At 59.4% G+C, this 20,691-nt stretch carries 14 protein-coding genes; 8 read left to right on the plus strand and 6 right to left on the minus strand.

Annotation, left to right across the window (positions count from 1 at the left end):
- Nucleotides 1-203: 203 nt before the first annotated feature.
- From der to OC445_RS12555, 3 genes are all read left to right on the plus strand, one after another.
- The gene (der, locus tag OC445_RS12545) at nucleotides 204-1,673 is read left to right on the plus strand and encodes a ribosome biogenesis GTPase Der (RefSeq protein WP_016977675.1); all 1,470 of its coding nucleotides are present in this window, start codon (nucleotides 204-206) and stop codon (nucleotides 1,671-1,673) included.
- Between the two features lie 134 nt (nucleotides 1,674-1,807).
- Nucleotides 1,808-2,956 carry a pyridoxal phosphate-dependent aminotransferase gene (locus OC445_RS12550; RefSeq protein ID WP_186527705.1) on the plus strand — a complete coding sequence of 383 codons (1,149 nt, stop codon included), beginning with the start codon at nucleotides 1,808-1,810 and terminating at the stop codon, nucleotides 2,954-2,956.
- Nucleotides 2,944-3,735 carry an amidohydrolase gene (locus OC445_RS12555; protein ID WP_054897810.1) on the plus strand — a complete coding sequence of 264 codons (792 nt, stop codon included), beginning with the start codon at nucleotides 2,944-2,946 and terminating at the stop codon, nucleotides 3,733-3,735. The genes OC445_RS12550 and OC445_RS12555 overlap by 13 nt, the downstream gene beginning before the upstream one ends.
- Nucleotides 3,736-3,902: 167 nt before the next feature.
- Here the strand turns inward: OC445_RS12555 and leuA are convergent, their stop codons facing one another.
- Nucleotides 3,903-5,582 carry a 2-isopropylmalate synthase gene (gene leuA, locus OC445_RS12560; protein WP_014719812.1) on the minus strand — a complete coding sequence of 560 codons (1,680 nt, stop codon included), beginning with the start codon at nucleotides 5,580-5,582 and terminating at the stop codon, nucleotides 3,903-3,905.
- Nucleotides 5,583-5,625: 43 nt separating this feature from the next.
- Between leuA and OC445_RS12565 the strand changes: the two genes are divergently transcribed.
- Nucleotides 5,626-5,847 carry a hypothetical protein gene (locus OC445_RS12565; RefSeq protein ID WP_253249889.1) on the plus strand — a complete coding sequence of 74 codons (222 nt, stop codon included), beginning with the start codon at nucleotides 5,626-5,628 and terminating at the stop codon, nucleotides 5,845-5,847.
- A gap of 133 nt (nucleotides 5,848-5,980) precedes the next feature.
- Here OC445_RS12565 and OC445_RS12570 read toward each other — a convergent pair whose 3' ends face one another.
- The 4 genes from OC445_RS12570 to OC445_RS12585 form a co-directional block, all read right to left on the minus strand.
- The gene (locus OC445_RS12570; protein WP_262020171.1) at nucleotides 5,981-9,904 is read right to left on the minus strand and encodes a membrane-targeted effector domain-containing toxin; all 3,924 of its coding nucleotides are present in this window, start codon (nucleotides 9,902-9,904) and stop codon (nucleotides 5,981-5,983) included.
- A 420-nt stretch (nucleotides 9,905-10,324) separates the two neighbouring features.
- On the minus strand, nucleotides 10,325-11,146 hold the full coding sequence (locus OC445_RS12575) for a M23 family metallopeptidase (protein ID WP_057975063.1): 822 nt from the start codon (nucleotides 11,144-11,146) through the stop codon (nucleotides 10,325-10,327).
- A gap of 3 nt (nucleotides 11,147-11,149) precedes the next feature.
- Complete coding sequence (gene xseA, locus OC445_RS12580) at nucleotides 11,150-12,529, minus strand: exodeoxyribonuclease VII large subunit (protein WP_054918293.1); 1,380 nt, start codon at nucleotides 12,527-12,529, stop codon at nucleotides 11,150-11,152.
- 10 nt (nucleotides 12,530-12,539) lie between these two features.
- The gene (locus OC445_RS12585) at nucleotides 12,540-13,430 is read right to left on the minus strand and encodes a LysR family transcriptional regulator (RefSeq protein ID WP_198791538.1); all 891 of its coding nucleotides are present in this window, start codon (nucleotides 13,428-13,430) and stop codon (nucleotides 12,540-12,542) included.
- A 100-nt stretch (nucleotides 13,431-13,530) separates the two neighbouring features.
- On the opposite strand from OC445_RS12585, the gene OC445_RS12590 reads away from it, so the two are divergent.
- From OC445_RS12590 to guaA, 4 genes are all read left to right on the plus strand, one after another.
- Nucleotides 13,531-14,298 carry a sulfite exporter TauE/SafE family protein gene (locus OC445_RS12590; RefSeq protein ID WP_198791537.1) on the plus strand — a complete coding sequence of 256 codons (768 nt, stop codon included), beginning with the start codon at nucleotides 13,531-13,533 and terminating at the stop codon, nucleotides 14,296-14,298.
- Nucleotides 14,299-14,435: 137 nt separating this feature from the next.
- Nucleotides 14,436-14,984, plus strand: a complete 549-nt coding sequence (locus OC445_RS12595; RefSeq protein WP_005791157.1) for a hypothetical protein — start codon at nucleotides 14,436-14,438, stop codon at nucleotides 14,982-14,984.
- A gap of 271 nt (nucleotides 14,985-15,255) precedes the next feature.
- Nucleotides 15,256-16,725: an IMP dehydrogenase gene (gene guaB / locus OC445_RS12600; RefSeq protein WP_034128014.1), complete on the plus strand. Its 1,470-nt coding sequence runs from the start codon at nucleotides 15,256-15,258 to the stop codon at nucleotides 16,723-16,725.
- An 80-nt stretch (nucleotides 16,726-16,805) separates the two neighbouring features.
- Nucleotides 16,806-18,383: a glutamine-hydrolyzing GMP synthase gene (guaA, locus tag OC445_RS12605; RefSeq protein WP_014719806.1), complete on the plus strand. Its 1,578-nt coding sequence runs from the start codon at nucleotides 16,806-16,808 to the stop codon at nucleotides 18,381-18,383.
- Between the two features lie 101 nt (nucleotides 18,384-18,484).
- On the opposite strand, the gene OC445_RS12610 is transcribed toward guaA, so the two are convergent.
- A complete protein-coding gene (locus OC445_RS12610; protein ID WP_198790656.1) occupies nucleotides 18,485-20,557 on the minus strand; it encodes a TerD family protein in 2,073 nt (690 codons plus the stop codon).
- Nucleotides 20,558-20,691 lie beyond the last annotated feature (134 nt).

Consider the following 20,691-nt stretch of genomic DNA (forward strand, 5'->3'; position numbering starts at 1 on the left):
AGCGAGCTTGCTCGCGAAGGACGTCAACGATAACGCGGGTTTTCTGCATAAACGCGTCGTTCTCGGTTTTTTCGCGAGCAAGCTCGCTCCTACAGTGGCGGGGGCAGAAGCAGGGCATGTGGCATGTTAAATGCCGCCCCGAGCACCAGCCGCTGCCCTGCAGCGGCTTTTGTATTTTCTGAAATAACGAAGTGGAGAGCCGCATGGTTCCCGTAATCGCCCTGGTGGGCCGACCTAACGTCGGCAAGTCCACCTTGTTCAACCGCCTGACCAGGACTCGCGACGCCATTGTCGGCGACTTGTCCGGTCTGACCCGTGATCGCCAATACGGTGAGGCAAAGTGGCAAGGGCGCTCCTACATTATTGTCGACACCGGTGGTATCTCCGGTGACGAGCATGGCATGGACGAAAAGATGGCCGAGCAGTCGTTGCTCGCTATCGAAGAAGCCGATGTGGTGCTGTTCCTGGTGGACGCCCGCGCGGGCTATACCGCCGCTGACCAGATGATTGGCGAGCACCTGCGCAAGCGCAACAAGCGTTCCTATCTGGTCGCCAACAAGATCGACAACATCGATCCTGAGGCCGCCCGTGCCGAATTCAGCCCGATGGGCCTGGGCGATGCGATTCCGGTCGCCGGTGCTCACGGCCGCGGCATCACCCAGATGCTGGAAATCGCCCTGCGCGACTTCCCAAAGGATGATGTCGAGGAAGAAGAGGGCGAGGAAGAGATCGTCGCTGAAGGCGAGGAAGCCAAGCGCATTCCTGGCCCGAGCGAAAAAGACGGTATCAAGATCGCTATCATCGGCCGCCCGAACGTCGGCAAGTCGACCCTGGTCAACCGTATGCTCGGTGAAGACCGCGTTATCGTCTACGACCAACCCGGTACCACTCGCGACAGCATCTACATCCCGTTCGAACGCAACGAGGAAAAGTACACGCTGATCGACACCGCCGGTGTGCGCAAGCGCGGCAAGATCCACGAAGAAGTTGAAAAGTTCTCGGTGGTCAAAACCCTGCAGGCGATCAAAGACGCCAACGTGGTGATCTTCGTGATGGACGCCCGCGAAGGCGTGGTGGACCACGACCTCAACTTGCTGGGCTTTGCCCTGGAAGCCGGTCGTGCCCTGGTCATCGCGATCAACAAGTGGGACGGCATGACGCCGAGCGAGCGCGATTTCGTCAAGATCGAGCTGCAGCGTCGGTTGTTCTTCGTCGAGTTCGCCGATATCCACTTTATCTCGGCACTGCACGGCACCGGCGTGGGCAACCTCTACGCGTCCGTACAGAACTCGTTCAAGTCTGCGGTCACCCGCTGGCCGACCAACCGTCTCACCCAGATCCTTGAAGACGCGGTGGGCGAGCACGCACCACCGATGGTCAACAACCGCCGGATCAAACTGCGTTACGCCCACTTGGGTGGTGCCAACCCGCCGATTATCGTGATCCACGGTAACCAGATCGAGAAGGTGCCCAAGTCCTATGTGCGTTACCTGGAAAACACCTACCGCCGTGTCTTGAAACTGGTCGGTACGCCGATCCGTATCGAGTTCAAGGGTGGCGAGAACCCATACGAAGGCAACAAGAACACGCTGACTGACCGTCAGGTGAACAAGAAGCGTCGTTTGATGACTCACCACAAGAAGGCCGACAAGAAGCGCCGTGATAAAAAATAACGGCAGTTTCGAGTTGTAAGCTACAAGCTGCAAGAGAGGGCTCCTTTGGAGCCTTTTTTGTGCCTGACGGTTTGCCCCTTGACCTGCTTGCAGCTTGCAGCTTAAAACTTGCAGCTCACCCGAAGGGGGCTCCCATGATCAGCAGTAAGCTGCCAAACGTCGGCACGACCATTTTCACCACCATGTCGCAACTCGCCGCCGAAACCGGCGCGCTCAATCTGTCCCAGGGTTTTCCCGATTTCAATGGTCCGCAGGGTTTGCTCGATGCAGTGGGTAAGCACATCGCCCTCGGTCATAACCAGTACGCCCCCATGACAGGCCTGCCGGTGCTGCGTCAGCAAGTGGCGGCCAAGATCGCCCGCAGCTATGGCGTCACGGTGAATGCCGACACTGAAGTGACCATCACGCCAGGCGCCACCGAGGCGATTTTTTGCGCCATTCAGGCGGTGATTCGCAGCGGTGATGAAGTCATCGTGTTCGACCCCAGCTATGACAGCTACGAGCCTTCGGTTGAACTGGCCGGTGGCCGCTGCGTGCATGTGCAACTGAGCCTGCAAGGCTTCGCCCTGGACTTCGAGAAACTCAAGGCTGCGCTTTCACCGCGTACGCGCATGATCATCCTCAATAGCCCGCACAACCCCACCGGTGCATTGATCAGCCGTGTCGAGCTGGACCAGTTGGCCGAACTGATCCGCGACCGCGATATCTACCTGGTCAGCGATGAGGTCTACGAGCACCTGGTATTCGACGGTGTGCCCCACGTCAGCGTATTGGCCCATCAGGAACTGTATCAGCGCGCATTCGTGGTCAGCTCATTCGGCAAGACCTATCACGTCACAGGCTGGAAGACCGGCTACGTGGTCGCGCCACCGGCCCTCAGCGCCGAACTGCGCAAGGTGCATCAATATGTCAACTTCTGCGGCGTCACCCCTTTGCAGTACGCTTTGGCGGACTTCATGGCCGAACACCCGGAACATGTCGAAGAACTGCCGGCCTTCTATCAGGCCAAGCGGGACCTTTTCTGCGACCTGTTGGCGCCATCGCGCTTGAGCTTTACCCGGGTGACCGGCACTTACTTCCAACTGGTGGATTACTCGCAGATACGCCCAGACCTGGATGACGTCGCCATGTCCCTGTGGATGACCCGCGAACATGGCGTGGCGACCATTCCGGTTTCGGTGTTCTACCAGCACCCACCCCAAGGCCAGCGCCTGGTGCGCCTGTGCTTTGCCAAACGCGAGGAGACGTTGCGACAAGCGGCGGAAAAACTATGCGTGATCTGAGTGTACTGCCCAATCTGAACATTGCCCTGGTGCAGACGAGCCTGGCCTGGCATGACCGGCATGCCAATTTCGAACACTTCGAGTTGCTGCTGGAGCAGGCCAAAGGCGCCGACTTGATCGTGCTGCCAGAGATGTTCACCACCGGTTTTTCGATGGAATCAGAAGCTCTCGCCGAGCCGGAAAACGGCCCCACCCATCATTGGCTCCAGGCCCAGGCGGCAAAGTATCAGGCCGTGATTACCGGCAGTGTGATCATCCAGGCCGCCGATGGCAGCCACCGCAACCGTCTGCTGTGGGCGCGGCCGGATGGTGAGGTGTTGCATTACGACAAGCGCCACCTGTTCCGCATGGCCGGTGAACATGACCACTACACCCCAGGTGAACGTCAGGTGCAGTTCGAGTTGAAGGGTTGGCGCATTCGCCCGCTGATCTGCTATGACCTGCGCTTCCCGGTGTGGAGCCGCGACGCCCAGGATACGGACCTGCTGCTGTACACCGCCAACTGGCCGGGCGCTCGGCGTCAGCATTGGAATCGGCTGTTGCCGGCGCGGGCCATTGAGAACCTGTGTTACGTGGCGGCGGTGAACCGGGTGGGCACCGACGGCAAGGGGTTTGCCTACACCGGCGATAGCCAGGTGTTGGATTTCCAGGGTGAAACCTTGCTGAGTGCAGGGGAAGCGGACGGGGTGTTCCAGGTGATCCTGGATGCGGCGGAGCTGGCGGCTTACCGTACACGATTCCCGGCGAATCTGGATGCCGATAGCTTTCAGTTAGTCTAAGGCTCTTAGATTGTTCCCACGCTCTGCGTGGGAACGCCTCTTGGGACGCTCTGCGTACCGCTTCTAAGGGCGGACGCAGAGCGTCCAGGGCTGCATTCCCACGCAGAGCGTGGGAACGATCAGGCCCCTGGATTCTCACCCAGGGGCCTTTTGCATTACGGCAATGCTTACGCCGCTTTGGCTTCCAACTGGCTCAACGAACGGTTCAGCGCACTGAACAGCGCCTTGAAGCTGGCGGTAGTGATGTTTTCATCGATCCCCACACCATGCACCGGGCGTTCGCCGTTCACGCGCAGTTCAATATAGGCCGCCGCCTTGGCATTGGTACCCGCACCAATCGCGTGCTCGTTGTAGTCCATGATCTCCACGCCAATCGGCAGGCCGGCCACCAAGGCTTCCAGCGCACCGTTGCCTTTGCCTTTCCAGTGCAGGTTGGTTTCGCCCTGACCCTTGCCGGAAACTTCGACCTCGACAAAGCTGTTGCCGTTTTCTTCCTGCAAGCGATGGCTGACCAACGCATACGGCGTGTTGGCTTGCAGGTATTCACGCTGCAGCAAGGCGTAGATCTGTGGCGCGGTCATCTCCAGGCCCACGCGGTCGGTTTCGGCCTGCACCACCTGGCTGAACTCGATCTGCATGCGACGCGGCAAGCTGATGTCGTATTCCTGCTCCAGCAGGTAGGCGATACCGCCTTTGCCCGACTGGCTGTTCACGCGGATCACCGCCTCGTAGCTGCGGCCAATATCGGCTGGGTCGATCGGCAAGTACGGCACTTCCCACAGCGCATCGTCTTTCTGCTGGGAGAAACCTTTGCGGATCGCGTCCTGGTGGGAACCGGAGAATGCGGTATGCACCAGGTCGCCGACATACGGGTGACGTGGGTGCACCTGGATCTGGTTGCATTCCTCGACCACTTTGCGCACGCCGTCAATGTCCGAGAAGTCCAACTGCGGGTCCAGGCCCTGGGTGTACATGTTCAGTGCCACGGTGACCAAGTCGACGTTACCGGTGCGCTCGCCGTTGCCGAACAGGCAGCCTTCCACACGGTCGGCGCCGGCCATCAGGCCCAACTCGGTGGCCGCCACGCCAGTGCCACGGTCGTTGTGGGTGTGCAGGCTGATGATCACGCTGTCGCGACGGTTGATATGGCGACCGAACCACTCGATCTGGTCGGCATAGATATTCGGCGTGGCGCACTCGACGGTGGCTGGCAGGTTGAGGATCATCTTGTGCTCAGGCGTCGGGTTCCACACCTCGATCACCGCGTCGCAGACTTCCTTGGCGAACTCCAGCTCAGTGGCGCTGAAGGTCTCTGGGGAATATTCGAAGGTCCACTGGGTTTCCGGCTGCTGGGCGGCGTATTTGACGAACAGCTTGGCGGCGTTGACCGCGATGGCCTTGATGCCGTCCTTGTCCTGGTTGAACACGATGCGGCGGAACGACGGCGAGGTGGCATTGTACAAGTGCACAATGGCTTTCTTCGCGCCGCGCAGGGATTCGAAGGTGCGTGCGATCAAGTCTTCACGGCCCTGGGTCAGCACCTGGATGGTGGTGTCCTCGGGGATGTGGTTGTCTTCGATCAGGGTGCGCACGAAGTCGAAGTCGGTTTGCGACGCGGCCGGGAACGAGGCTTCGATTTCCTTCACGCCAACGGCCACCAGGGTCTTCCAGAAGCGCAGCTTTTTCACCGCGTCCATCGGCTCGATCAGCGACTGGTTGCCATCACGCAGGTCGGAGCTGCACCAGATAGGCGCTTGGGTGATGGTCTTCGACGGCCAGGTACGGTCCGGAATGTCGATGGTGGGGAACGCGCGGTATTTCGAAGACGGGTCTTTGAGCATGCTCATCGGGAAATCCTTGGTTGTAGGGGCCGAGAAAAGGCGGCCTGCCGTGGAACTGTTATTGGGGATAAAACTGAGGGCGAGGCAGATCGATTCAGCCTGGCAGTCGTGCGCTGACAAGGCACAGGCTGCGGTGCTGGCGGAGCTGAATGAGGGTATGAGAGGTTTTCATAAGCCCAACCCTAACCGTGGCCAAGTGAGATGGCAAGGTGGTCAGGAAAAATTGATAGATTTTCTGTATAAAACAAGCTTTATGAATATTTATTGCTAACAGTGTCTTGTTTTCTTCACATTGTTGCGCTGCTGTAGGTGGTGGCGCAATTTTGGTGATGAGGTTTTCCCGTGGCGCCGCATGCGGCAGTGAAGGGCTCACCATCGCGCAAACAACGCACGACGGTGATTACTCAAATGACTTTATGGAAGATCTGATAATCCCCTGCCGTATGGCTATTCGTGACGTTGGCCCCGGGATCCCTTGGTATTGACGGGCCGCTGATGGCAACACTCTTGTTGAATGTTTTGTCCGGGTACACGCCTATGCCCACCCCTCCAGTGAGTTCCGCCAGACCTGGAACGTTTCGGGCCGTGTTCATATGGGCCCGGCCTACCAAGGCGAGTACTTTTTCGCCCGGCTTGCGTGTTTCCAAGATACGGGTCGCGAAGTAATTGAATTCCTGCAGGCGCGTAATGCCTTCGTCGTTGTCCCCAACGTACTTATAGAAATCGGGCATATCCGATCGGCGGGTCAAGTAGTGGTGCTCTAGGGATTTGACGGTGATTCCATTGTCATTGGCAAGTTGAACCAGTTCCGAGAGCGTGGGAGACGCGCCTTGAGGACGGTGGGCCCCCATGCCCACATCCATGAGCTGGCCCGCGGCATTGGTTTCGACATTCTCAAGGTAAAGTGTGGTAACCCCAGACTCTTTGAGGGCCTGCATATTCTCTTTGAGCATCTGGAAACTGGCGATTTCGTTATGGCGCTCGCCCAGTACCACCACATCAGTGATTTCGTAGGCCTTACGCAACAGGTCGGCCGGCGAGGTGCCGGGTGCGAGCTCCAGCCGGGGCGGGCGCGGCGGCATCTGGCCTTGAGTGAGCATGTTCTTGTAGAAGTTATACAAATCCCGCCTGAACCAATACCTGGCCACAGGCAAGGTTTTAGCGGTGAAGTCGGCTTCGATCAGCCGCCCTCTGTTGAGGCTGAAATACTCGGCGTCTGGTAACGCTGGTCGGGCAGGGGCCTCGGCGCCTGTCGTCGAAGCTCCCGGTGTCGGCGTGGGGGCTCCACCGGGCAGTTGATTCAGGCGCCATTCACCGTTGCCCGCATGTTGTACAGAGGCGACGATTCTGCTGCTTTTGGGCGCAGTTGCTGGGACGTTCGGGTCGATGATATTGACCCAGCCACTGCGAGCGTGAAAGGCTGAATCGATCTGATAAACCCTGCTCACGCGGGTACCGTCGGTAAATCGGATGAACCACTCGTCGCCAACGTTATAGGTACCGTCACTCCTTAGCGTCCGGCCGTTGATCATATCGCCAGGCCTGGCGTACGCACTCAAGTCGCGCTCGGGAATGACGGCGTCGTTGGGCGTGCGTGAGCCAGCGATAGTGTTGCCGGTGCTGGCTAAGGGTCGTGCCGGCACTGGGCTGACGGGCGCAGGCAGTGCTCTTGGCCCTGGGCGCGGGGTAATCGCGCCTGTCGCCGTCGACGACTTGAATACCGGGCGTAGGGGGGCCGCGCGAACATTAGAGATACCCGCCGCAGACAGGGTGAAATCACTGTAGATCGCCCGTCCCAGGCCGGGTCTTTTGATCAGGTGCGGCAACACTCTGCTGTTGGCGCGCAGTGCGCTGATGCCGGCTTTGCCCAGACGAAAACCCGCAGACACGCCTTTGCCAGCCACTGGTATCAGGTCGGTAAAGATCAATGCCACTTCAATGCCGAACTCGATTTTGTTCTTGAGCGATTGCCGTGCGACCTCCGCACTGCTTACGGACTGGTGATCCGCTCGGTCGATCGCCATCTGTACGTGTTGCTTGTACAGATGGTCTTGGAAATCACCTTTTATGGGCTCAAGGCGAGTGGCGCCTCCCAGCAGCTTGATCGACGAGACCGCCAGCTCGGGGGACATCAATTTCGTTGGGCTGTACGCAGCTTCTTTAAGCGCTCCCCTGAACTGATCGACCTCATCTTTACTGACGGGTGATTTTCTTTGCGCGATATAGGTTGCCCACTCTTTTTTCTCCAGGAGGGTGTCGAGGGCCTTGTGGTCCGCGACTTCGCGATAAGTAATGCCGTCGGGAGCCTTGGGGGTGTACAGCACCAGCGATGGATCTGTCTGGTTGCCGATCACCATCACGCCCTGCACCGCTAGCCCCCTGTGGAGCAGGCTGTTGGCGACGATGGTTTTCCCATCGACTTGAGGGCGGGTGGCCGGGTCTGGGTGAGTCAGTACCGCATCCGCCCACTGCGCCGCGCGTTTATGGATGTTGTCGCTGGCCAGTTCCGTATAGGCGTCGGGGCTGAGTTCTGCCAGAAACGCCTCTTTGTCCATCGCGTCTGCCAGATGAGCTTTCCACGCTGTGCGCAAGTGCACAGCACTCCCCGATTGGGCATCTGGGGCCATTTCCTGTTTGAGTAGTTTGGTGTATTCGCCCCCGACATCGGCGGTATTGACCAGTGCCTTGAGATCGTCGGTATCCAGGGTAACCGGCTTGCCGCTCAGGTCTCGCACAGGCTTGCCGTGCTTGTCGCGCAGAGGCAAGGTCATTTTCTCATCGGTGTATACACCTCTTTCGACGGCAGGGAAGCCACTGGGATTCTTCAGCGCCAAGTCGGTCAGGGACACCGCGTCTTGTTTCGAATAGAGGGGTTGGCCAGTCCCTCTCCCGCCGTGGATGGCGGTGCGGGTGTGGACCTGCACCATGAGTTGATCCGCATCGATTTCTGCTGCCGGGTATCGCTGTTTTATGGCTGCATTCAGGCGGTCACGGGCGAAGGTGTTCAGCGCCGGGATTTTTTCAAGCAGGGGCGTCAGCGCATCCAGGCTCCGTTCCTGCGCCTTGTCCAAGTGCAAAAACAAGGCTTCTTGAAAGGGGCTTAGATTCTTCAACCATTCGGGTTGGAGTTTGTCGGTCAGTTTGGCGTCCCGGGCCAGCATGGCGTTGGTGCCATCGGTGAGGTACGACCAGTCGGCCGCATTATCGATACCTTCCAATGTGGCACTGTCGAGAAGGGGGTTGACGGTTTTGCCTGGCGCCAATGCTGTGCTCAGGTGGGTATTAATGTCTGCCCGCTGGCGTTTGAGCATCCAGGGGATGGATTGCGCCAACACATCCCCGGCCGATGGCTCGACACTGGACATCAGATCTTTTCCGGTAATAGGGTCGGGCCTGTTTTGCAGAGCCGGGGGCAGGCCTTGCAGGAGCAACTTGGCCTCGACACCGCCCTGGTCCAGGCGGCTGGCCAAAGCCTGGCGCGCCTGGGCCGGGGTTGCGAATTCCTCGAAACCTTCGCTGGGCGTGTACATCACGACGGGGCCATTGTCATCGTTGAGCGCAAGTGCGCGCCCATTCGGCCAGGTGGGCGGCGTAGCATAGGAGCCGTCTTTTCGGGTGATGAGAAAGGCCCCTGGCAGCATCGCGCCATGTTCCGTTTGGTCATCCACAGTGACGGGGTACACCCCTAAGCGATCACCGTCGGTGAAGCGTTTTTCCCGGTCTTGCAGGGTGGGGTAGCGCAACGCGGAGTCGATCAGGCCTTTGCCGGTCGCGCTCAGGGTGCCATCGCTCAGGCGCAGTGAGGCGAGGATCGACAGCTGTTTTTTGTGCAGGAACAACAGTTGCTCTTGCGGCGACATCTGGAGCGTCGGCTGATTTTCCACCGGCCGCGGTGTGCTCCAGTATTCTTCAAGCGCCTGCGGGTATTGCGTGGCAATGCTGCGAGCAATGGATTGCAGCGTGCCTTCGGTAAAGGCCGGTACCGCCATGTCGGCAATGGTTCGTCGATAAGTGAATTCAGTGCTTATGCCTCGCTCCGGGCGCATCAACGCATTCGGGTTGGCCTGGATGTCGCGGATCATCCTGGCCAGTGCAGCCGTCAGGGGCTCTGAAGAGGCCAGTGATTCGCGTCCATCGCCCACTCTGTAGCGATTGAAACTGAACATGTCCGGATTCAGCGGCCTGATCGCGGGGAAGGCCTCCTCAAGTTGCGACTGTACAAAGGCCTTGAAGCCGGGTTGCTGGCTATGCAGGCGTTGCTTGTCTTCGGTCAGCAACGCGTGTTCAGCGGTGAACTGTGTTTCATTGCTGGGTTTGAAATGCTTCACCAACTGCGGGTATCGCATTTTCGCCGGGGTTATACCTGACGAGGCGGGAGTAGGCGGGTCATCGGGGGCGTAATTGGCGGCGGCGGGCAAGGGGGCTGATGCAGGTTGTTGCAGAGTTGCGGGTGGTGTAGGCGGGCTGGTCGGGGGGGTACCGGGTGAGGCGTGAGATGAGGGCAAGAGGTTTTGCGAATGTCGCTCTGACAGTGCTGGGGTAAGTGACATGGAAAGAGTCTCATGGGAATTGGATCTCCAATGCTCAGGTCCTGCTCATTACGTCCGTGTAAATCGCTGGTTGAGTGAGTCTCGGGTGTCGGATGGTTCATCGCAAAAGTGTAAGAAGATCACAATGCATTGCAGCGAACCTCCGGCAGATCAGGCGCCAGCGCAGGAAATCACTGACGCCCCTCACGGCCACGGTATTCAGGGTTGAAACGCGCCGATAAAAATCGCCGGATCTACCCGTGCATCATTCAGGCTGACGTTCCAGTGCATATGCGGCCCGGTGGCCCGGCCTGTCGAGCCGACTTTGCCGACTACCGCACCGCGCACCAGTGGCTGACCCACCTTCACATCGATCTTCGACATATGGCAGAACATGCTGATAAAGCCCTGGCCATGGTCGACAAACACGGTATTGCCGTTGAAGAAGTAATTGCCGACCAGAATCACCTTGCCATTGGCGGGTGTCTTGATCGGTGTGCCGGCCGGTACGGCGAAATCCAGGCCCGAATGCGGGTTGCGTTCCTCACCGTTGAAGAAGCGGCGCACCCCGAATTTGCTCGAAAGCGGCCCGTTCACCGGTTTATCCAGCACCAGGTTGCTAGGCAGGTTCGGGCTGAAGCTGCGGTAAGCCTTGAGCTGCACTGCCAGTTCGCCTTCGATGCGCTTGAGCTGGGCCGGGTCAGGGTTGACCTGGCTCTTGTTCTTCAAAGTAATGCGCTGTTCCGGATACTTCTTGTAACCGACGATAAACGGCAGGTTGCGCCCCCCGCTGCTGATGCGCTCGTTGCCAGGCTTGACCGTTAACGGGATACCGACAATCGCCAGCCAGTTGTCCTGCTCCTTGACCACCAGCACCGGCTTGCCCTGGTAGGTGGCTTTCGGCGCCGTGGCCGAAGGGCCCAGTTCGACGACGGCCACGCCGCCTGGCACCGGTTTGTTCAGGGTTCGCGTGATGTAACTGTCGGCGTGGGCGTTAAATGTGAGGCACAACAGCATCAACAGGCTCAGTAGGCGTGGCATCGATCAATCCAATAATGAAAGGGTGACGGGTGTCAGGTGGTTGTCTTCCACCCGCACTTGCAATTGGCCTTCACCCAGGCGCGCGGTGAGGCGCTGGCCGGTGTGGGTTTGTGCGGCATTGCGAATCGCCTGGCCGCGCTCGTCCAACAGGATGCTGTAGCCGCGGCCCAGGGTCGCCAGAGGGCTGACCACCTGCAATGTCTGCACTTGGCTCTGCAGTTGCAGACGCCGAGCCTTGAGACCTTCACGCATGGCGCGGGGCAGGCGTTCGGCGAGGCTGTCCAGGCGCTGGCGCAAGAGTGCCAGTTGACGGCCGGGGTGCTGGCCGGCGAGGCGGGTTTCCAGGCGGATCAAGCGCTCGCGACGGGTATTGAGGCTACGCTCAAAGGCGCGGCGCAAGCGCATGTCCAGGTCATCCAGGCGCTGGGCCTGCTGGCGCAAGCGCTCGCCCGGGTGACGCAGGCGCCGGGCCATGCCTTCCAGGCGCAGGCGGCTGTGGCTCAGGCGGTTGCGCATCAGCATCACCAGGCGGCGCTGCAGGTTTTCCACTTGACGCACCAGATGGCTGGCGTCGGGAGCCAGCAACTCGGCGGCGGCGGAGGGAGTAGGGGCGCGGACGTCCGCCACGAAGTCGCTGATGGACACATCGGTTTCATGACCAACGGCACTGACGATAGGGGTAACGCAAGCATCAATTGCGCGGGCCACCGCCTCTTCGTTGAAGCACCACAAGTCTTCCAGGGAGCCACCGCCACGGGCCAGGATCAGCGCGTCGAAACCCCGGGCGTCGGCGAGTTTCAGCGCCCGCACGATCTGCGGGATTGCTTCGCGGCCTTGCACGGCGGTAGGGATCAGGGTCAGTTCAACATTCGGCGCGCGGCGGCGGAACACGCTGATGATGTCGCGAATCACCGCGCCGGTGGGCGAGCTGATAATGCCGATGCGCCGAGGATGCACCGGCAGCGCCACTTTGCGTTCGGCACTGAACAGGCCTTCGGCGCTCAGCTTTTCCTTCAGTGCATCGAAGGCAAGGCGTAGCGCACCATCACCGGCCGGCTCCACGGTATCGAGGATCAGTTGGTAATCGCCGCGGCCCTCGAACAACGAGACCTTACCGCGCACCTTCACCGCCAGGCCATCCTTCAACGCCTGACGTACCCGCGCCGCGTTATTGCGAAACAGCGCGCAACGCACCTGGGCGCCACTGTCCTTTAGCGTGAAATACACATGGCCGGAGGCCGGGCGGGCGAGGTTGGAGATCTCGCCTTCCACCCAGATATTGGTGAACACGTCTTCCAGCAACACCCGCGCGCGGCCGTTGAGTTGGCTGACAGTCAGGACTTCGCGGTCCAGGCCCAAGCGGGCAAAAGGATCTTTAATCATGGGCGGCAGTTTATAGGCATTCGTGCAGGGTTTGACAGAATTGCTCCACCAGCGCGTTCGGCGCTTGCGCGCAGGCCAGGGCTACCGTGCTGTGGCAGTCCGGATCGGCCAGGGGCAAAAATTGCACGTTGGGCGGGGCGATGTCCCGCATGGATTTTGGTAACAGGGCAATCCCGAAACCGGCCTGGATCAATTGCAACTGCGTGGTCTTGCGCGACATTACCCGCGCCGCCTTGGGGAAAAAACCTGTACGCATGCACAATTCAGCCGACAGATAGCTCAGCCCGCCGCGCTGAGGGTGGGGGATTGAAATAAACGCCTCATCCTTGAGTTGCATTAACTCGACCGCTGCGTTGCCGCGTGCCAAGGGATGACCCGCAGGCACTGCCAGCGCCAACGGCTCGGTGTACCAAGGCACCACGCGCACGCCTTCGCGCTGGCGCAACACCGGCAACCGCAGCAGGCCGACGTCCAGGCGGCCCTCGGCGATTTCCTCCAGTTGGGCTTCGGAGGAGAGTTTGACGATATCCATCGACACACCCGGGCAGCGCTCCAACCACGTGCTGATGCCTTGCAGTAACGCGCCGCTCATCGGCACGGTGCTCGAATGGCTCAGGCGCAAGGTGCCGAGTTGGCCCTGGCCCACTTGTGTCGCCAGGTCGCTGGCCTTGAGCAACTCACTCAGCAGGTTGCGCGCCCGTGGGTAGAAGGCTTCGCCGGCGGCCGTCAGCCTTGGCTGGCGTGCAGTGCGTTCGAACAGTGGGGTTTGCAGTTGAGATTCAAGCTCCTTGATCTGCCGGCTCAAGGCTGATTGCGCCACGAACAGGCGCTCGGCGGCAGCACTGAAGCTACCGCTGTCGGCGATTTCGACGAAATAACGCAGTTGCCGGGTGGAGATCAAGAGTCATGCCTTTTTGAGATGAGTAGTGAGCCTGGAAGATATTAGTCGCAACCCTTGCCGATGGCTAAAGTGAACGGCATCTCAATAGAAGGAATAAGTCATGAGCCCCGTTGAGCTGATGAGCCAGTGGACTTTCGGCGGTATTGATTGGCTGGTGATCGGCCTGGGCGTGACGGTGGCTTATATCGTGTTCGGCATTGCCGGTTTCGGCACGGCGCTGGTGGCGGGGCCCATCCTGATTTTATTCATGCCGCTGTCGAAGATCATCCCGTTGCTGGTGCTTCTGGACTTTGTCGCGGCGTTTGGCGGCCTGCTGCAAACGCGGCGCGATGTGAACAAGCCGGAACTGTTGCGGTTGCTGCCCTGCATGGCTATCGGCTGCACCCTGGGCGTAGTGTTTTTGCTCAACCTGCATTCGGACCTGTTGCTGCTATTGATGGGGCTGTTTATCAGTGCCTACGCGATTTACAGCCTGGCGGTGAACGCAAGGCCGACTCAGCTGGCGGCGGGCTGGTCGATTCCCATGGGCACCGTTGGCGGCCTGTTTGGGGCGCTATTCGGCAGTGGCGGCTTCTTATATGCGATTTACCTGAACAGCCGTTTGCCCAAGGACGCGGCGCGGGCTACGCAAAGCGCGCTGATCAGTTGCAGCACGGTGGTGCGTTTGAGTCTGTTCCTGATTGCCGGGGTGTATGCAGATTTGCCGTTATTGATGTTGGCGGTTTGCCTGTTGCCGGCGATGGCCCTGGGGTTGTGGTGTGGGCGCAGGCTGACGATGCGGCTGTCCCGTGAGGCGTTCGTGCGGTTGGTGACCTGGCTGGTATTGGCCAGCGGTATTGCGTTGATCGGACGGTATTTGAGTACTTGACCTGATTTTTTCAGGGATTAAGCTGCCGTCCTCCCGGGCGTCATCGCGGGCAAGCCCGGCTCCCACATTGGAATGCGATCACCTGTGGGAGCCGGGCTTGCCCGCGATGGCGCCAATAGCCACACCGCAGGACTCCCATGAACTCCCAAAGCATCCTTGTCCCGAAAATCTCCACCTTGCCGGTCCACGAACCCCGCGCCCGGGCGATTGTGCGCTGGCTGGTGCGCAAGAACATCATCAAGGAAGAGCTCACCACTTGCGGGCGTACCGGCAACCGCATGGGCTACGCCCTGGCCGATGGTGCCCGCGCGGTGGTGCTGCACCCCGAAGCGCTGCCGTTCAACGAGCCGGTCAATGGCCTGGAGATCATCTACAAGCGTTGCATCTACACGCCGGCCAAGGGGTTCCTCGAAGAAGCGGGCTGCCCGGAGTGCCTCAAGGAAGTCGGCGAGGCGCTGTTTGAAAGCCTGGAAGACTGGATGCCTGGCCACACCGATAACTTCACCTGCCCGCTATGTGGGCATGAAGACGACATCAATGGCTTTCTGTTCCTGCAGGAATGCGGGTTTTCCAACCTGGGATTCATTTTCAACAACTGGGCGGAGGCGGGCTTCAAACAGAGCTTTATCGACGAGTTTGCCGATTGGCTCGATCAAAAAATGAGCTGGGTCAAAGTCGAACTGTAACTTTTTGCCGAACACGATCGTTCCCACGCTCCCGCGTGGGCAACGCCGCATGGGACGCTCCGCGTCCCGTTGTTGTCGGAGATTTTGAATCCTGCCCCAAGGCGACGCGGAGCGTCACCAGAGGCATTCCCACGCGGAGCATGGGAATGATCGGGGCGATGAAATTACCCATCTATCAGTATTACCAAGTTTGTCAGAGTTTTACATTGAGCCCGGCAGGGTGCATGTATATAATGGCGCGCTTCCATTTTCCCGCTCGGGAGCCCCCGCGATGCTGCGTATCAGCCAAGAAGCTCTGACATTCGACGACATTCTCCTAGTGCCCGGTTATTCCGAGGTGCTTCCTAACGAAGTCAGTCTCAAGACCCGCCTAACCCGTGGCATCGAGCTGAATATTCCCCTGGTTTCCGCTGCCATGGACACCGTCACCGAAGCCCGTCTGGCCATTGCCATGGCTCAGGAAGGCGGCATCGGCATCATCCACAAGAACATGACCATCGAGCAGCAAGCTGCCGAAGTGCGCAAGGTCAAGCGTTACGAAGCCGGTGTGGTGAAAGATCCGATCACCATCGAAGCTGACGCCACCGTGCGTGACCTGTTCGAACTCACGCGTATGCACAACATCTCCGGCGTCCCGGTGCTGCACGATGGCGACCTGGTCGGCATCGTCACTTCCCGTGACGTGCGTTTCGAGAACCGCCTTGAAGTCACCGTCCGCGAAGTGATGACGCCTAAAGAGCGCCTCGTCACCGTCAAGGAAGGCGCCGACAAGAACGATGTGCGCGAACTGCTGCACAAGCACCGCATCGAGCGCGTGCTGATCGTCGACGACAAATTCGCCCTCAAAGGCATGATGACCGTCAACGACATCGAAAAAGCCAAGGCTTACCCACTGGCCAGCAAGGATGACCAAGGTCGTCTGCGCGTTGGCGCTGCTGTCGGTACCGGTAAAGACACCGGTGATCGCGTCTCGGCGCTGGTCGCTGCCGGTGTTGACGTGGTAGTGGTCGACACCGCCCACGGCCACTCCAAAGGCGTGATCGACCGCGTGCGTTGGGTCAAGCAGAACTTCCCTGAAGTGCAGGTGATCGGCGGCAACATCGCCACCGGCGCTGCCGCCAAGGCCCTGGCCGAAGCTGGCGCCGATGCAGTCAAGGTCGGTATCGGCCCAGGCTCCATCTGCACCACGCGTATCGTCGCCGGTGTGGGCGTGCCGCAGATCAGCGCCATCGCCAACGTCGCCGCTGCCCTTGAAGGCACTGGCGTACCCTTGATCGCCGACGGTGGCATCCGTTTCTCCGGTGACCTGTCCAAGGCCATCGTAGCCGGTGCCTCCTGCGTGATGATGGGCTCGATGTTCGCCGGTACCGAAGAAGCGCCGGGCGAGATCGAACTGTTCCAGGGCCGTTCGTACAAGGCTTACCGTGGCATGGGTTCGCTGGGCGCCATGTCCCAGGCGCAAGGCTCTTCCGACCGTTATTTCCAGGACTCTTCGGCAGGCGCCGAGAAGCTCGTACCGGAAGGCATCGAAGGCCGTGTGCCGTACAAAGGCACCCTGAGCGCGATCATCCATCAACTGATGGGCGGCCTGCGTTCCTCGATGGGCTACACCGGCAGCGCCAACATCGAAGAAATGCGCACCAAGCCAGAGTTCGTACGGATCACCGGCGCCGGCATGGCTGAATCCCATGTCCACGACGTGCAGATCACCAAGGAAGCGCCAAACTACCGTGTAGGTTGAGGCTTCCAGCAAAATGTTAAGTAACCGGGGCTGTTCTTCAGCCCCGAGTTGTTTCTGATTCATTAGACGAGACTGACTTCATGGCCCTCGACATTCACGCCCACCGCATCCTGATCCTCGACTTCGGTTCCCAGTACACCCAGCTGATCGCCCGCCGCGTGCGTGAAATCGGCGTGTACTGCGAACTGCATCCGTTCGACATGGACGATGAAGCGATCCGCGAATTCGCACCCAAAGGCGTCATTCTCGCCGGTGGCCCCGAGTCCGTTCACGAAGCCAATAGCCCGCGCTGCCCGCAAGCGGTATTCGACCTGGGTGTGCCGGTATTCGGTATCTGCTACGGCATGCAGACCATGGCCGAGCAACTGGGCGGCAAGGTAGAAGGCTCCGAGCTGCGTGAATTCGGTTATGCCCGTGTGGACGTGGTCGGCAAGAGCCGCCTGCTGGACGGCATCGAAGACCACATCGACGCCGACGGCCTGTTCGGCCTCGACGTCTGGATGAGCCACGGTGACAAGGTCACCAAAATGCCGGAAGACTTCCACATCCTGGCCAGCACCCCGAGCTGCCCGATTGCCGGCATGTTCAGCGACGAGCGTCGCTACTACGGGGTGCAGTTCCACCCGGAAGTGACCCACACCAAGCAAGGCGGGCGCATCCTGTCGCGTTTCATCCTCGACATCTGCGAGTGTGAAGCCCTGTGGACCCCGTCGAAAATTGCTGAAGACGCCATCGCCCAAGTGCGCGCCCAGGTCGGCACTGACAACGTATTGCTTGGCCTGTCCGGCGGCGTTGACTCCTCGGTTGTGGCCGCCTTGCTGCACAAGGCCATTGGCGACCAGCTGACCTGCGTATTCGTCGACAACGGCCTGCTGCGCCTGCACGAAGGTGAGCAAGTGATGGCCATGTTCGCCGAGAACATGGGCGTCAAGGTGATCCGCGCCAACGCTGAGGACCAGTTCCTCAACAACCTGGCCGGCGAGTCCGACCCGGAGAAGAAGCGCAAGATCATCGGCCGCACCTTCATCGACGTGTTCGATGCCGAGTCCAACAAACTGGACAACATCAAGTACCTCGCCCAGGGCACCATCTACCCCGACGTGATCGAGTCGGCCGGCGCCAAGAGCGGCAAGGCCCACGTGATCAAGTCCCACCACAACGTGGGTGGCCTGCCTGAGGAGATGAACCTCAAGCTGGTAGAACCGCTGCGCGAACTGTTCAAGGACGAAGTCCGCCGTCTGGGCCTGGAACTGGGCCTGCCGTACGACATGGTCTACCGCCACCCCTTCCCAGGTCCGGGCCTGGGCGTGCGTATCCTGGGTGAAGTGAAGAAGGAATACGCCGACCTGCTGCGTCGCGCCGACCACATCTTCATCGAAGAACTGCGCAAGGCCGACTGGTACCACAAGGTCAGCCAGGCGTTCGTGGTGTTCCAGCCGGTGAAATCGGTTGGCGTTGTAGGCGATGGTCGTCGTTACGCATGGGTTGTTGCGTTGCGTGCCGTAGAGACGATCGACTTCATGACAGCGCGTTGGGCACACCTGCCTTACGAACTGCTGGAGACGGTCAGCGGCCGGATTATCAACGAGATCGAAGGTATTTCCCGCGTGACGTATGACGTGTCGAGCAAGCCGCCGGCGACGATTGAGTGGGAATGATGAGACGTCCGGCATTGTCCGGCACGATCTAAGAAATGCCCTAGAGCCCGCGTAATTGCGGGCTTTTGGCTTTTTGGCGTTGGCAAATTCTGGCGTAGATATTAGAGAAACTGTGATCGAATCAAATCCGTATCGAACGGTGTTATCCCTTGATCAGGCGCAAACACCGTCTGTGCCAACTGCGATGAGGCTACGCCTTCTCCCCGCGCTCGAGCATGTAAGTCGAATAGCGTCTCCAAATCCGGCCTTGGTGTATGTATTAAAGCTCGCAGCATCAAGGACACCCCGCTGAGGTTGTTTTCGACGTTGTTCCACCTCGGAGATGATGTGAGCCCCAGATCGGCCCAAATTATGCGTCGCTCTTGCAAGTCCATTACGAATGGCAGGCAGATCCCTGTGTTGGATGCGATATCGATACGGTCGAACACGGAGCTTGGCTCGAATACTTCACCTGACGCCGTATCGACGCGAGCCATCCAGCCAGCGAAGCATTCTGGAAGGTCGCAGTAAGGCTGCTCGGTGTATGAGTTGATAGAGGTAACAACGTAGCGAATACCCTTCTCTACGAGAACATCAAGGTCGAGGTCGATGAACTCTGAAGCTCCATCGGGCGCGTCGACGACGTCGCCGCTGTGGTAGCCGCCGAAACTCTTCAGGTTGTAGTAAGCGACTGTTTCTATGAACACGAAGTTGGCGTCGAAAAATGCAGCGGACAAGTCGATATCTGTACGCCCATGGCCGTTCTTCCACCAGAGGAACAGGCGAATGAAGCGGGTGTCAGGTATAGGCAGCCGACTGCCCCGCACCAATGTGCGCAGGGCTTTCGATGAGGCACGCTGCGCCAGCGGTACCCTGTACTCGCGTAGTACTGGATCGATAAAGCAGCGACCTAGCGGCGGTAGTGACGCAAAACGCGTTACGAGAGCGTTCTCACAGATTGTGGCTGCACGAGCCAACACGTTGGGGGCTAGAGGTTCGCGTCGATCCTTGATTGCGTAGACTTTGGCGAGTGCGCCTTTGGGTGTGAATGCTCGCAGGGGGAGTGGGCGAGGAGCGCGTACCTGAGCCAGCAACTGCAGCAGAACAGGTGAGGACACTTGTGCCGCAACCGCCTCGAACGCGTCGAGGACCGATTCTGGTGCCGTTGCACGCCGAAGGGTCACGTCCAGCCGTCTTGCGAACTCGCCTGGGCGGTTTTGTAGTATGGGCGTAAGCGCGGCGATGTCACGCTGGGCAAGCAATGTTTCGACTCGTGATCCAAATGAGTCTGGCGTTTCGTTGCGACGTGCTGCCGTGATGGCGGCCAGCGCTCGTGGGTACTTATCGGCATAGTCGCCCGGATGCAGTACTTCAGCCAGGCGTTTCCATCGCTCTGCATGCCGCATCACGTCTTCTGCAACGTTGAGTGTTTTGTCGAGCAGGCGCAACAGCAGGCGACGCATTGAGCGCTTCATCGCTTTAAAACGTGTCGAAGCTGTCGTCAGTGACACGTCTCCTCCACTTAGCGCAACAGCGAGCCGTAGCACGTCTGTCGCCGTTTCGGCGTTTCGTTCCAGGAATGTATCTACCCGCGCATCGCCGGCTACGTGCAGGATAAGTGCACCGCCAACTAGTGCACGGATCTCCCGAAACGGCACGGACTCAGGCAGCAGTCGAAACACATCGCTTTGATACTTTCGAATAAACCAGATGACGTCGGCAGTTTCCTGTTCGGAGAGCGAGGTGCGTGATGAAATCAGCGGTTCGAGGAGTGACTCGAACTCGGAGACGCTTCCCGGTTCGATAACGCGGGATATGAAGTTGCCTTCAAGCATCGCAGGTCGAGCGTGTTCGGTGGGTGGTAAACGTAATAGCGTTAAGCAGTGAATGACGGCATTAAGGTACAACTCCGCCTCTGAGGCCGTCAGGACCTGCTCTGGAAAGTCAGGGTAGAAGGGTTTGTGATGTACATGAGCGCCAGTTTCCCGCCGAAGAACGCCGATAATTTCGCGCAGCCAATACTTGAGTTCTGTTGCTGACAACTTGGCAATTTGCTCAATCAGGGATTCTGACAGTACACATCGGAACGCCGCGACTTCCCGGACCGCCGATGCGACCTGCGCACGCGTGGCACCGCCAGTGCCGATGGGGACGTGAACTTTGCTACGGCGACGCAGGAACAACCCCTGATTCATACTAGATTTTCTCCCTTGGCCACCGTCGTGCTCGCGTTGCAGTTGAAGTAAAAACGCCTGCTAGAAGCAGGCGCAGTGTGGAGAGCGAAACCCCTAGGTCATAGGAGGTTAGAAGGAAGGTGTTCCATAGCCAC

Origin of the sequence: Pseudomonas sp. Pse35 (assembly GCF_024519715.1) — a bacterium.
GTDB lineage: Bacteria > Pseudomonadota > Gammaproteobacteria > Pseudomonadales > Pseudomonadaceae > Aquipseudomonas > Aquipseudomonas paracarnis.